Annotated in this window: 13 protein-coding genes and 1 tRNA gene; 4 read left to right on the top strand and 10 right to left on the bottom strand. The window is 36.7% G+C overall.

Features of this window, described 5'->3' with window-relative positions:
• Positions 1–32: 32 nt before the first annotated feature.
• From FJR06_RS14960 to FJR06_RS14930, 7 genes are all read right to left on the bottom strand, one after another.
• Positions 33–248 carry a hypothetical protein gene (locus tag FJR06_RS14960; protein ID WP_015083176.1) on the bottom strand — a complete coding sequence of 72 codons (216 nt, stop codon included), beginning with the start codon at positions 246–248 and terminating at the stop codon, positions 33–35.
• A 31-nt stretch (positions 249–279) separates the two neighbouring features.
• Positions 280–630 (bottom strand): hypothetical protein, encoded by a 351-nt coding sequence (locus FJR06_RS14955; protein WP_168633938.1) that lies wholly within the window; start codon positions 628–630, stop codon positions 280–282.
• Between the two features lie 12 nt (positions 631–642).
• Positions 643–1,419 carry a hypothetical protein gene (locus FJR06_RS14950; RefSeq protein WP_015083175.1) on the bottom strand — a complete coding sequence of 259 codons (777 nt, stop codon included), beginning with the start codon at positions 1,417–1,419 and terminating at the stop codon, positions 643–645.
• Positions 1,420–1,425: 6 nt separating this feature from the next.
• On the bottom strand, positions 1,426–1,659 hold the full coding sequence (locus tag FJR06_RS14945) for a 2Fe-2S iron-sulfur cluster binding domain-containing protein (RefSeq protein ID WP_015083174.1): 234 nt from the start codon (positions 1,657–1,659) through the stop codon (positions 1,426–1,428).
• A gap of 70 nt (positions 1,660–1,729) precedes the next feature.
• Positions 1,730–6,817 (bottom strand): WD-40 repeat-containing protein, encoded by a 5,088-nt coding sequence (locus tag FJR06_RS14940; protein WP_015083173.1) that lies wholly within the window; start codon positions 6,815–6,817, stop codon positions 1,730–1,732.
• Entirely contained in the window at positions 6,787–8,124 is a 1,338-nt protein-coding gene (locus FJR06_RS14935; RefSeq protein WP_015083172.1) for a P-loop NTPase fold protein, read from the bottom strand. The genes FJR06_RS14940 and FJR06_RS14935 overlap by 31 nt, the downstream gene beginning before the upstream one ends.
• Before the next feature lie 361 nt (positions 8,125–8,485).
• Entirely contained in the window at positions 8,486–8,689 is a 204-nt protein-coding gene (locus FJR06_RS14930) for a hypothetical protein (protein ID WP_015083171.1), read from the bottom strand.
• Between the two features lie 812 nt (positions 8,690–9,501).
• On the opposite strand from FJR06_RS14930, the gene tatC reads away from it, so the two are divergent.
• Positions 9,502–10,284: a twin-arginine translocase subunit TatC gene (gene tatC, locus FJR06_RS14925; protein WP_015083170.1), complete on the top strand. Its 783-nt coding sequence runs from the start codon at positions 9,502–9,504 to the stop codon at positions 10,282–10,284.
• A 324-nt stretch (positions 10,285–10,608) separates the two neighbouring features.
• Positions 10,609–11,646, top strand: coding sequence for a pyruvate dehydrogenase (acetyl-transferring) E1 component subunit alpha (gene pdhA, locus FJR06_RS14920; protein ID WP_015083169.1), 1,038 nt, complete (start codon positions 10,609–10,611; stop codon positions 11,644–11,646).
• 115 nt (positions 11,647–11,761) lie between these two features.
• On the opposite strand, the gene FJR06_RS14915 is transcribed toward pdhA, so the two are convergent.
• On the bottom strand, positions 11,762–12,163 hold the full coding sequence (locus FJR06_RS14915; protein WP_254434435.1) for a CAP domain-containing protein: 402 nt from the start codon (positions 12,161–12,163) through the stop codon (positions 11,762–11,764).
• 149 nt (positions 12,164–12,312) lie between these two features.
• Here FJR06_RS14915 and FJR06_RS14910 point away from each other — a divergent pair, with 149 nt between their 5' ends.
• Both FJR06_RS14910 and FJR06_RS14905 read left to right on the top strand, forming a co-directional pair.
• Positions 12,313–13,182: an aldose 1-epimerase gene (locus FJR06_RS14910; protein ID WP_015083167.1), complete on the top strand. Its 870-nt coding sequence runs from the start codon at positions 12,313–12,315 to the stop codon at positions 13,180–13,182.
• A 62-nt stretch (positions 13,183–13,244) separates the two neighbouring features.
• A tRNA-Lys gene (locus FJR06_RS14905) sits at positions 13,245–13,316 on the top strand.
• 127 nt (positions 13,317–13,443) lie between these two features.
• Here the strand turns inward: FJR06_RS14905 and FJR06_RS14900 are convergent.
• Both FJR06_RS14900 and FJR06_RS14895 read right to left on the bottom strand, forming a co-directional pair.
• Positions 13,444–13,686, bottom strand: a complete 243-nt coding sequence (locus FJR06_RS14900) for a YgiT-type zinc finger protein (RefSeq protein WP_015083166.1) — start codon at positions 13,684–13,686, stop codon at positions 13,444–13,446.
• 19 nt (positions 13,687–13,705) lie between these two features.
• The gene (locus FJR06_RS14895; protein WP_158310557.1) at positions 13,706–14,098 is read right to left on the bottom strand and encodes a hypothetical protein; all 393 of its coding nucleotides are present in this window, start codon (positions 14,096–14,098) and stop codon (positions 13,706–13,708) included.
• Positions 14,099–14,373: the final 275 nt, after the last annotated feature.

Here is a 14,373-nt window from a genome sequence, read left to right as displayed (position 1 = left end):
CTCCCCTTGCAGGGGAGAGGTTTGGAGAGGGGTCAGTCTATACATTCAAAACTTTTCAAACACCCTCTTAAACTATCATCTATTTTTTTGCGGAGTGATGATAAAAACATTATGTCATTTCCTAGATCAGAAACTTCATCTTCATATTCATCCAAGTCTTCAATTTGATTGATTCTTTCTTGGTATTTTACCATCAAATTATCAACAGCTTCGATCATAAATTTGATGTCTTTAAATGATAAATCCATAGCTAATTCCTTCTAGAGATGATTGTCACTACTATTCATTAACTTTAGAGAAATATGTGCCTATCTGTTGCAATACTTCTTTATAATCCTCCAATGGCATATCTTGAATGGGTTTCCACAGCCAATGATTATCATAGTCATTAACTAATTCTAGCTGTTCTGGTATTTTTGTTCCTGCTTGTAATTGCCACCAATTTTTACCATATCCTGGATTAGCAAATGTTGATATTCCGCCTGTTGATTCCCCATCTGCTAAAGTAGTCATAACCCACACTTGCCCATCTTTATCATAGCAAGCTATATCTTTATTAGGGCGAACATTATCCATTCTGGGGGAATTGGCATTTCCTTGTCTATAAAGAGTAATTGGTGTATTGTCCATTAAAGTGGGCTTTTAGTCTTTAATTTGTGTCTTAAATAGCATAATGCTTGTCAAGATAAATGCCAAAAATATCGCTAAATTCCGCAATAAATCAATATTACTATGTTTAACAGCGATCGCTATTAATGCCCAAACCGTAACACCAGTATAGGGAATATCTTTGTACCTAATTGCAATCACAGCCGCAATCGTTGTTGCTATCACCAACATGATGATAGTCCAGACCTGACTATTAATACCCCAACCATTCCAACCATAAAAATATAGTGCAGAAGCCACATTTACCACAGTTGCCACAGAAATCCAACCCAAATAAATACTCACAGGATTATGCAAGCATAACTTTTTCGTTTGAGATACCCGCTTTTTGCCAATGCCTAAAATATGATAAATAGCCATCAGCGGTATGAGAATACCGAACATAGCCACAACAGAAAAAGCAAAAAGTCTAGATAAAAATAAATACACCCAAATACTTTGAAAAACAGAAGCAATCACTAACAGATAACCTGTTTTACGTAAATCTGCATCCTGTTTTTGGTTAGGTAGAAATTGATAAACTGCTAAAGCGAATAGTCCTAAATAAATCACTCCCCAAATGACAAAAGCATAGTTAGCAGGAATAATCAACACATCTTTAAATAAAGTGTTAGAAATTGCCCCTATACTCAGTCCATTTAAGGGAAAAATATTTGATGCTACATTCACCACAAAAGCACCAACAACAGCAACTAAAGTTATTAGTTGTCTGATAAAATCTTGATTATGATTGGAAGTAGATTGCTGCATAGATAATTACCAAGTTGGATCACTAAAAAGATGTATCGTTAATTTATCTTTTCCTGGTGGAACTGCGGTAATACAAGCCCGGATAACTTCACCATCATCTAATTCTACAGTACAAGCGTGACAAGTTCCCATCAGACAACCGGTAGGAATGGATACTCCAGCCCGTTCTGCGACATCTAACAACGGTTCTCCTACTTGGGCATTAACGGTGATATCATCTGGTAAAAAAGTAATTTGCATAGTCCTATATGGCTTTTTATTTGCTAAAGAATAGATGAAAAAGAAGAATTATAAATCACTAATTATTCCCCTAATTATTTTGACATAAAGTTCTATAACTTTCCTTTTTATAGGCATCGCTTCTGGTCAGGTTTGGATTATATAGTAGATAATTTTTTAATATATGGCAATTACTTTCCAGTAATCTTTCTAATGTCATATCCGATAACTTCCGTAAAATTACATGACTATTACCACTACCAGCCGCTAATATTTTACCATCTGGACTAAAACTAACGCTGCTTAAATCTTCTGCATCACCTTTTAAAACCATCATTAAAACACCTTCTTGATTCCACAACCTGATTTTATTATCACTGCTGACGGCTAGAGTTTTACCATCTGGACTAAACTTAACACTAATAAAACCATCACCATACCCCATCAGGGTTTTTTGTAATTGACCGTTCTCACTCCAAATTTTCACCGTACTATCAAGACTAACAGAAGCTAATAATTTACCATTAGGCGACCAGGCTACACCATTTACCCTGCGAGTATGACCAGTTAAATTTTTGATCATTTTGCCATTACTTGTCCATATTTTTACTGATTTATCATCACTAGCGGAGGCTAGAAATTTACCATTAGGACTAAAACTCACCCAATTAATAGCATCAGTATGACCATTTAAAGTTTTTAGTAATTTACCATCTTGATTCCATAATTTTATGGTTTTATCTTTACTAGCAGAAGCGATAATTTTACCATCTGGCGACCAAGCTACAGCTAAAACTAGATCATTATGACCAGATAATGTTTTTAATAATTTACCATCTTGATGCCATAATTTTATAGTTTTATCTTTACTAGCAGAAGCAATAATTTTACCATTAGGCGACCAAGCTACAGCCCAAACTTGATCATTATGGGCTATGAATTTTTTGAGTAATTTACCTTCCCGATTCCAGATTTTGATTGTTTTATCCAAACAAGCACCGGCAATAGTATTACTATCAGGACTAAAACTAATACTTGTTACCCAATCATTATTAGCTTGGGGATTAGGTAAAATTAGACTATCCCAACGCCACAAAATAATAGTTTTATCTCTACCAGCAGATGCTAAAGTTAGTCGGTCAGGGCTAAAACTAACACTATTTACCCAACCATTATGTCCTCGCAGAGTTCCTAGTAAATTACCATCAATACTCCAAACTCTAACTGTTTCATCCATACTAGCAGATGCTAGAGTATGACCGTCCCTGCTAAAATTGATACTAATAACACCGTTGCTATGTCCAGAAAGAGTTTTGAGTAATTGACCTTCTTGATTCCATAATTTGATTTTTTTATCTAAACTTGCAGAAGCCAAAATTTTACTATCACTAGACCAAGCTATAGCTAAAACAGCATCTTCATGGGCCGGTAAAGTTTTGATTAATTGACCTTTGCTACTCCACAATTTTATGGTTTTATCAGCACTGCTAGAAGCCAAAATTTTCCCATCATTAGACCAAGCTACGGCTAAAACAGCATCTTTATGACCAGATAATGTTTTTAGTAGTTTACCTTCTTGATTCCACAATTTTATGGTTTTATCGGTACTTGCAGAGGCGATAATTTGACCATCAGGATGGAAACTTACACTATTCACTATAGATGTATGACCTAGTAAAGTTTTCAGTAGTTTACCTTTTCGACTCCAAAGTTTAATTGTTTTGTCTTGACTAGCGGAAACTAACATTTGACTATCAGGACTAAAAATAACACTATTTACTACATCTTCATGTCCTGATAAAGTGTTGATTAAAAGACCATTAGGACTCCAAAGTTTAATTGTTGTATCTGCACTAGCTGAAGCTATTAAAGATTTATCTGCACTAAATGTCACCATTCTGATTCCCGACAAATGACCTTCTAAACGATTACGTTCTTTGACTCCATAAACCGCTTGATACAGTGCAGTTAATACCTTCTCTTGAGTAGAAGTATCTATCCATAGAGTTTTTTTTAATTTTTTTCCTGCTTTCAAACTTTCCTTGAGAGCATCAATACCTTTTTGAGAAGCAAATAAAGTCTCACTAGATGCACTTAGAGTTTTCATTTCACTATCTGTGGACGTAATTACAGAAGTAGTTAAGGCAAACATAGCAATAATAGAAGCTGTTAAGGCTATTTTCAGGGCAATATTTAATCTAATTGCACCCAAACGTTGTTTTTCTTGGCTATCGGCTAATTTTGCAAGTAACTCTTTTTCTTTTAATTCTGTGCGTAAATGTTGAATTTCTATTTGACTTGCTTCTTCTCGCTTTCGTAATTCTCTTAATTCTGCCAGTAAATTATCTCCTTGTGAATGGTGTGTCTGTTCTAAACTAACGCCGTTCTGAGTTTTTCTTAATTCACTTTTAAGCCGTTCAATTTCTTGATAACTATTTCTAACCTGATCCCGTAATGTATTAATTTGTGTTTGTAATCCAGATTCCTGTTGTTGTAAATAACGAATTAAGCTGACTAAATAATCATGAATTAATTGATAGCGTTCGGGAACATTGGGAAATATCACAACTAACCCGGAGCGAACTAAAATATCTAAAATCAATTCTAAGTTACTAGGATCTTCTAAATCTGAGAGTTCTAATGTTAATTCTGTCCGGGTTTTAAAAGGTCTTTTATTATGATCATCTGTTAATAAATATAAAACCAGGAGAGCCGCCCGTTCGTGTTCTTTTCCACATTCTTTAATTAATTCTTGAATATATGTTTGAATTAACTTATTGGGACGATATGCTTGATACTGGGCAAGGGTAGTAATATATTTATCTTGTAATTGTGCGCCCGCTAATTGCAATTCTATCGGACGAACTTCGCCCAGTTCTGAAGACAAATCAGCAACTAACGCATCAATTAAATCTGGTTCTAATTTGAGTTGGGATTGATTATGTGAACGTTCAGTTAATTTCTGAATGATTTTTCTGGCATTTTCAGGAGAAAAGTTATTAAGTTGATAACGAATATTTTTGTCAAGAATATTATTATTAATTGTTTCGATTGATGAAAGACATTTAAAATCTAGAAGGCGATGTAAATAATCTTCGCGCAAAGTCAAAATAACTTTCACAAAAGATACCCCTAAACAATCACTAATAAATTGATCAAATATTTGTTTTTTCTGAATATCTGTATCACCAAAGAAAAATTCTTCAAATTGGTCAAAAATTAACACTGTAATTAAATGATTATCTGCATTTTCCCGTAATTGTTGCAAAATACTATTAATAGTTGTAGGTATAGAAATATCAGATCGAAATTCTGTTTCCATAGCTGCTATTTTTTGCATTTCTAACATGGCCTTGGTAAAAGATTTACCTAATTCTCCTAACCAATCTGTATAGACTTGCAGGACAACTGGTACAGCAATTTGATCACCAACAGCCCGGTTTTGTAGTGCGGGAACTAAGCCAGCCGTAACAGTAGAACTTTTACCAACACCTGACTGTCCATGAATAACTATTAATTTTTGGTCTGCACGACTAATTCTCCCAATTAAGTTATTAACATCATATTCTCTACCAGAAGCGGCAATTTCTAAGGCTATACTATTACTAGCAAATGTAGATATTAAAGTGGGGTTAGTGACTTGTCTTTGCGGTTGTAACCGTCCAGCCCCAATAAAGGGGACAAAACCATATTGTTGTTCTACAGAACGGAGTTTTTGTTTAATAATATAGGCTTGAAGATAGTGTCCTATTTGAAAGTATAATGATCTTAAATTATGTAATAAGCGAATATAACGATGGGCATCATATTTATGTTCACTTTTTTCTAAAGCTGATGACAGTTGTTGAGATGCTGCATTTATATATTCTTTTGCTACCGTTATTTGTCCTAGATGATTGAGGGCTTCTGCTAAAGTTAATAAATAAATTTGTTCTAATATCAGAGGAAATAAATAATGATTTGATTCTGGGTGATTTTTTTCTGTTTCTAATTGTATTATTGATATATGCGCTAAAATACTAGCTTGTATCCAGTTGGAATTATGTACGGCTACCTGTGCTAAAAAACCATAATCACAAGCTAATTGAATTTTCCTACCATATATTTGATGTAATTCTAGGGATTTTTTAGCGACAACTTCTAATACTGCCCATGATTTTAAACTATATAAGACTTCTAATAATTGTTCAATAAATTCCGAAACTAAATCTATCCGTCCAGCAATTTCAAATGTTTGTAAACATTGCTGAAAATATGTTTTAGCTGATTGCCAATATCTTTCTCTTGATTTGGGATTTTGTTCGGCAAGACGACAGCAACATAATCCAATATAAAATAATAAAATTGACTGTTTTAAAAGATAAGCATAGGATGAATCAGATAGTTCCGCTGTTCTATCAGTTGCATATTCTGTTAGCCATAAGTTTTCTTGATGATGCCAAAAACGCAAACTTTTCTGAAAGTTATTTAGGGCAGAATCAATCCGATTATTGACATAATCATCTATGCCAAAAATAAATTCTAACCTAGCATTTAATTCTGCTTCGATTTTCATCCCCCTATCATACAATTCTTTAATTGCATAATGCAGTTGATCACTGCTAATCCATACTTGTTCTAAGGTGACAGGATTACCTTGTGCATAATTACTTTGTAAAACTCTCGTAAATAGATCGTCAGTTTCTTGGTGGAGAAATTCTAGTAATCCAATAGAGGTCATTTCAAATCTAATTGGTGTAGCTGCCCAACTGGCAAAATCGGGAGCTAACCGCAGGATTTTCTGTAACACTTCATCATTTACCCAAAAAATCATGGGGATTTGATAACGTTTACGAAATTCATCTCGGACTTGATTAATGGAACGCAGGAGATCATCTATTCCATAGATTGATTCAAACCCCATAATCATTAATCCGGCAGGTTGATTAATGGTAAGTTGTGATTGAATTGTGGTATATAAACTTGTAGCATTTTGGGCTAAAGTAATACTTTGAATACGCTCATTTCCCCAACCATTAATTGCTAGTTGTTGCCGGATTATATCTCGCAGAAATTCGTAGTTACAGCACAGCAAGATAACTGAAAACTGATTTTTAGAAAAGGTAATTGCTCTTTCTAAACTACGTAAAGACTGTTGATTCGCAGCGATTATATTCTCTGCTTGCTGTCTTTTAACCATAATTTAAATTTTTCGGTTTCTGCTAAAACTGGGTTAAGTGCAAACCAAACACCCTGGTGATCACGATATTCAAATACGAATAAACTCCGTAATAAAATATCGTACTCTACATTGCCTCTAACTCGTTGATCTTGGATTACCTGCAAGATTAATTCACTTTCATCCAGATCAATGGCATTAGCCCGGTAATCTCGTTGTCTTTGGATTACTAATTCTACACATTTGCGGTCAAAAGGTGGATCTTGTTCTCGTAAACAATCAAATAGTAGCCCTAATAAGTCGCGGACATGACCACCACTAATCAAACACAAACGATCTAGAGTATCTAGATGATCAAATAATTGGGTAACTAAATTTAAACGATCTGTTGGTGATCTGTCAGGAAAGGCTCTTGCTAATACCATTTGTCGCATTAATCCTAGTCCTTCTGTATTAATTTCTCCAGAACGTTGCCGCACGGGAATCATTGGTAATACTTTCGGTGCAACTCCACCTCCTAAACGATGTTGTAGTTCCGCACTATCATTAGAAAATGTCAAAGCTAAGGGAATTGTGTAAACTATGTGGCAATTCAATTTTCTTAATTGTTCTCCTCGATCAATGAATAAGTATTCTGGTAGCGATCGCCCAGACGGTAAAGGACGAACCGCCACCCGATCCAAGTTATCCACAATCACCACCAATCCCTTCTTCCCCCTAGCTTTTAGCTCCAAATTAGCCCGATCTAATAGCTCTTGATTAATTGATTGTAAGATATTTTCTGTGCGTGGTTCTAGATAGTCTCTTAACCGTCTGCGTAACTGAGGACTTTCTTTAGTTTTCGCCGTAATTTTGGCAATCCCCACAGATAATTCCGCTTCTACCCCCAGTTCTAAAGGCGTTTGCAAAAAATCTACCAACTCCCTAAACAACTTAGTAAAGTAACTAGGTTGGACACGCAGTTTCATCGCTTCCAAGTTTTCACTCACCAAACCCGCGATCGCTAATAGAATATCTGTAATATCTATATCTACCATTTCTAAAACATGGGTAGACTCAAAATAGACAACATGAAAATCTTGCGCTTCCAACTCGGCTTTGAGTCGTAGCAATTCCGTAGATTTTCCACAGCCCAAATGTCCCGTAAATAATTGACAGGTTGGTATATTTGGGGAAATCTTCGTAATAGTCCGCAGCAGAGCTTCAATAATTTTTCCCCCACGGACTGAAGTAAAATCAATATAATACATCCGGTCGTCTACGTTCTCAATCATCAACGGCCGGGAAGGATTACAAGCTTGATAAAATCTTTCTAAGTTAAGAAGCATAAAAAATTAATTCACGCTGTAATGGTCATAACATGATCTGTCACTATCTCTTTTACAGTGGAAAACCGAACATATCCGCAAAAACCAGGTATAGAAACATAACTAATTTTAGATTTTTCTTCACATCTTCACGCAAGAAAATCCAAAATTAGTATTTACTTGAATACATTCAGAACAAAATCAAAAAAGTAGTAGTCCCTGATAAACAAGCATAGATAACATCTGGATGACTCCCTCTACCGAAGCCAACCAAAATATATCCAATATTGAAAGTTGAGAAAAAATCTGATGATCTGATAAATCTCGCTTAACGCTAATTATTTAAGCTCGGTTACAAATATTACTTTGTAATCAAAAAATATTAGTCCTTGCATTTACCTTTACGTAAACAATCTCCTTGTGGCTCATCTCTACCAGAGACATTAACCACTAACTGTGATTGAGTATAATTTTCGATTCTTGCTTGAGCATTATCTCTAGACAGCTTATTCCCTGCAAAACAAGCACTGGAATTGCACAGATAAACTGACAACACCATTAGTCCTACACCAATTGTTTTTTTCATATCTAAATTCGATTCAGATTTCTATTGCGTAATCAGCAACATTATTTTGATCAATCGTGAAAACTTATTAATCAGCTAATAGTTCTAAAAATTGCCAGAAAAATCTGTTTATAGTCTCAAATAAGACACTACAAAGAATGCAACCTTAAAGCGCATTAGTATATCTATGTCTAGTCAGTACAGAAGTAAATCAAGATTTATACTTGGTTTTACCCAACTACATCCTTGATTGATCCCAGACTGAGATAAACAAGTTATTGTTTTCATTGATTCACAGATTAAAGTTATATCTGTGATGGACAAATCCACTCTTACCCCCCTGGCAGAGTTAATTTAACCACAAGACAACGTGCTTGATACGTATACATTTACTATGGGAAAATCCCGGATAAAAAAATCTTTTTTTGACCAGAAACAAATATAAATATTATCCGTCAACATAGAACAGAACGTAATTTAAAGTACATTTGTATTTAATCGTAAATTTAGAGTATTTTTTTTAAAGCATAAAAAAACCAGATTTAACAAGCTATACAGCTAGGAAATACTGCATAAAAGGATATAAGATCTGCAATTAATACTTATGTATCAAGTAGTAATAATTTAGAAATACACAAAGTAAATTTTGTGCTAATTAATACAGATGTAAAATTAAAGTCCAAATGTAAAAATAAAAATAGAAATAGAAATGCTACCAAAAATAAATACGGCTATTTTCGTGAATTATTTACAACTTCAAAAGTTTTCGAGCGGATTCCCTATAAAATAGTGAACGAAGATTGCCTAACAAATGTTTCCCACTTTTCCTACTCATGACCTCTTCACAAGACGTAGATACCATAAATTCCCCCGGCTTAGACCCAGAACCATCTATTAACCCGCTAGATGAATTACCAGGTGAAGTGGAAATGTCCATATTTGACCACCTGGAGGAGTTGCGGCAAAGAATTTTCTATGCCCTCATAGTGGTAGTAGTGGGTATTATCGGTTGTTTTATTTTCGTCAAACCCCTAGTACAACTACTAGAAGTTCCTGCTCACGGCGTTAAATTTCTGCAATTAGCTCCGGGAGAATTTTTCTTTGTCTCCATGAAAGTTGCTGCTTACGGTGGTTTAATCCTGGCTACTCCCTTCATTCTTTATCAAATTATCCAGTTTATACTTCCTGGCCTCACCGTGCGGGAACGGCGTTTAGTCATCCCTGTGGTGCTAGGTTCAAGCGTATTATTTGTATGCGGCTTAATTTTTGCTGACATTGCACTCATTCCCGCTGCTTTACAATTCTTCATTAATTATGGTGCTGATGTTGTTGAGCAACTTTGGTCAATTGACAAGTATTTTGACTTTGTGTTGTTATTGTTATTCACCACAGGACTAGCATTTCAAGTTCCAGTTATTCAAATTTTGCTCGCTACCTTGGGAATTGTCTCCTCACAAATCATGTTGAAAGGTTGGCGTTATGTAATTATGACAGCAGTAATTTTAGGAGCAGTGCTGACACCTTCTACCGATCCTCTGACCCAAAGTCTTTTAGCTGGTGCGGTTTTAGGACTATACTTTGGGGGGATTGGACTAGTCAAAATCATTGGCAAATAATTCAAGTTGTCAGTTGTCCGTTGTCCGTTGTCCGTTGCTGCAAAAAAAATCATACAATTGATGAGTTTATTCATTCTCATCTGCGTTTATCTGCGTTTATCTGCGTTTGATTATTCTTAAAATATGATTTCATGTAGCTTCATCTTAACTTACGTGATGAAATTACGTTAATTGTTAATCGCTATGCAGAAAGCCAGTTATCCTCATTGCTATCCTATAAAATGAGGCTTGATAAATTAGTTTTGTCAACGCTGGCTAATTTATAGCTAACGTTATCTAAAACCAACTTAACTTTAACTTTTACAATAGGGATACTTCACCAGCATGGCTCAAGAGCGCACGTTACCCACATTTAATACTGCCACAGTCCAAATCACCAAAGAAGAAGGATTGGGCTTATACGAAGATATGACACTAGGACGTTTATTTGAAGATAAATGTGCCGAAATGTACTATAGAGGAAAAATGTTTGGTTTTGTCCACCTATACAACGGACAAGAAGCAGTTTGTAGCGGCATTGTCAAAGGTGCAATGCGCCCCGGTGAAGATTTCGTTTCCAGCACCTACCGTGACCACGTTCATGCTTTAAGCGCAGGAGTTCCCGCCCGCGAAGTTATGGCAGAATTATTTGGTAAAGCCACAGGTTGCAGTAAAGGGCGCGGTGGTTCTATGCATATGTTTTCTGCGGAACATCGCCTATTAGGTGGTTATGCTTTCGTAGCCGAAGGTATTCCCGTCGCTGCTGGTGCAGCTTTCCAATCTAAATATCGTCGGGAAGTTCTGGGAGACAAAACCGCAGACCAAGTAACCGCTTGCTTCTTTGGTGACGGTGCTGCTAACAACGGTCAATTTTTTGAAACATTGAATATGGCAGCTTTATGGAAATTGCCAATTCTCTTTGTGGTCGAAAATAATAAGTGGGCAATTGGTATGTCTCACGAACGGGCAACTTCCCAACCAGAGATATACAAAAAAGCCAGTGTGTTTAACATGGTGGGTGTGGAAGTAGACGGTATGGATGTTTTAGCAGTGCGTCAGGTGGCTCAGGAAGCCGTAGCCCGCGCCCGTGCAGGAGAAGGTCCAACTTTAATTGAAGCTCTGACCTATCGCTTCCGGGGTCATTCTCTAGCTGACCCAGACGAAATGCGAAGCAAAGAAGAAAAAGAATTTTGGTTTGCTCGTGACCCCATTAAAAAGTTAGCTGCTTATTTGCTGGAACAAAATCTAGCTACAGAAGCAGAACTCAAAGATATTGAAAAGAAAATTCAGGCTGTAATTGAGGACGCGGTTAAATTTGCCCAAAGCAGCCCTGAACCAGATCCTAGCGAGTTATATCGCTTCATTTTTGCCGAAGACGTTTAAATTGAGAACTGGGGACTGGGGACTGGGGAAAATATCCAATACCCTATGCCCTATGCCCCAGATACAGTTGACGAATTCCCTGGCGCGGATTTCTTACCAAGATTCTCAAAAATAGCTATGCACCAAAGTTTTGTGTCCAATAGAATGTATTTCCGTAAGCATATGCAATCCCAACATCACGAAACTTAGGATTGAGAATATTTTGACGATGACCTGCACTATTCATCCAAGATTGCATTATCTCTTGAGCAGAGGTTTGACCATATGCAATATTCTCTCCAGCCCATCGGTACTTATAGCCATATCGCCTCATCCGATCTACCATTGATGAACCATCAGAACCAGTGTGGCTTAGACGGTTATACCTAGCCATATCGTTGGAATGGGCTTGAGCAGCCGCTATCAATTTTGAGTTAAGTCTAAGGAGTGATAATCCTGCTCTGAATCTTTCATTATTAAGAGGTTGTTTGAAAAGTATGAGATGAAACCAACAATCTCCAAGAAATTGAAAAATCAATATCAAACCTGCCCCTATTTGTCGCGCAAAGTGCTGTAATAGGAGGTGAATGGAAAAAGGCGTGAGACGGAAAGCTTAGTTAGCGAGTCATGTTTTGCGAACGGGTATCTGCCCAATCACCAATTACCTATCACCAATCACCAAAAATCATGTTTACCATTGACATTCAAGAACAACAATACAAAACCTACATCCTGTCTGATAAAACCGCTGGTACACAAATAGAAGTTGTCCCAGAAAGAGGTGGTATCATCACTCGTTGGCTGGTGCAAGGTCAAGAAATATTTTACCTAGACGCTGAACGCTTTACTCATCCTGATTTGAGCGTTAGAGGTGGTAATCCCATTTTGTTTCCTCTTTGCGGTAACTTACCTGATAATACTTACAGCGTTGACGGAAAACCGTATACTATCAAACAACATGGCTTTGCGCGGGAATTGCCTTGGACAGCAACAGCGCAAAATACTGAAGGTAAGGCTAGTCTAACTGTAGTTCTCAGCAGCAACGAGGAAACAAAGGCAGTTTATCCTTTTGATTTTCAATTGGCTTTTACCTACGAACTCCAAGGGAATACCTTAGTAGTGCGTCAGGAATATAAAAATCTGTCATCTACACCCATGCCATTTTCCGCTGGTTTCCACCCTTATTTTCTCTGTGGTGACAAAAATCAGCTAGAAGTGGAACTTCCTTCCACACGATATCAAGATAACAAAACTAAGGAGTTTCACACCTTTGACGGCAAATTCGACTTTAACCAAGATGAAATTGATTTTGCTTTTGGGGGACTCACCAGTAAATCAGCCACAGTCACAGATAACAGCCGCAGGTTGAAGCTAACCCTCGATTACGATGATTTCTCTACCTGGTTGGTGTTTTGGACTGTTAAAGGCAAAGAATTCTACTGTCTAGAGCCTTGGAGTGCCACCCGCAATGCTTTCAACACTGGTGAAAACCTGACTGTGTTAGCTCCTGGAGCTAGTTGTACTGCTTCTTTTGGATTAACGGCAAATCTTTTTTGAAAACCCCTTGACAAAACCATGGCTGTTGATGGTATATTGATAAAGTTGGAAAAACAGCAAAAGGGTGGCTAACTCAACGGTAGAGTACTCGGCTTTTAACCGATTTGTTCCGGGTTCGAATCCCGGGCCACCCATTCTCAAGACTCAAGCATAATTGCCTGTGACAATTGCAAGATGTAAGATTATTCATAGACTAAAAACTTATTAACATCTTCACAGTTATCAAACTTAGAATAAAATTCTTCAGCCTTCCTTGATTAATTAAACAGAAATGCGGAAAGATTGACCAATCACTTGAAAATCTTCTGTTTGTTGATTTCTAAGTTTGGCACGAATTTGAGTAAATTGGCTAACAACGTCTGGTTTATAGAGCTTTTCTCCACATTTTGAACAAACTTCTGCTTCTACATGGATAACGGCGGTGTTATTTCCTCCTTTTAGCATTTTTTCAATTTGCTTAGTTTCTAACTCACCTTGACAAGTGGGACATTTTTGGTTTTTCATGTTACTACTTCCTGATGTGTCAATTAATCCAGTGTTGAGGCTGAGAACTATCAACAGTGACTAAAATTGCAGTGCTGCTATTCTGATCATAGCCTCTAATTTTGTGAATAGGTTGACGGGCAATATTTTCTCGGTAAGTTAAATCAGGAGGATAGGGTTGATTATTGGGTTGTTTTTCGATAATTTCGTTGTATCTGACACAATGAAAGATTTTATTCCAGGGAAGTCTATTATTTTCTGCTTTTTCATTAGTAAGTAACCGAGATTTGGGGGATAGTTTACTGGAAAGTACGGATATGAGTGGTAGGATACAAGGGGAAGCATTATAAGAGTCTAGGCTGAAAACCCTATAATGTCTTTTTTCCCTAATTTGATTAAGAAAAGTGATGTTTTGCCTAATTTTAGGCAACAAAAACTTATCTTTGCTTTTGCCTAATTACTTAGTCATCTTTTTTCTTGCCTTTTCCCACTTTTTCAGCAAGCCCTAACTAATAAAGTCAGTAACCCAGCCCTAAAGGGACTGAGCTTGCAAGAGTAATCAAGCAAGCTGTGCTGACCAGACCACCCTGAGCTTAGTCTCATGGTAGCCGTTATTTGAGTCACGACACCTGGGAATGCGTAGCTAGTTCCCCGCTCTGTCGCTTGTGATTAAACAGTTCTAAGGTCACTGGAACAGTGTTGCAAGCT

The sequence above is a fragment of the Dolichospermum sp. UHCC 0352 genome (assembly GCF_009711925.1).
Taxonomy (GTDB): Bacteria; Cyanobacteriota; Cyanobacteriia; order Cyanobacteriales; family Nostocaceae; genus Dolichospermum; species Dolichospermum lemmermannii.
The sequence above is the reverse complement of the archived record's forward strand: the minus strand, read 5'-3'. Positions and strand labels throughout refer to the sequence as shown.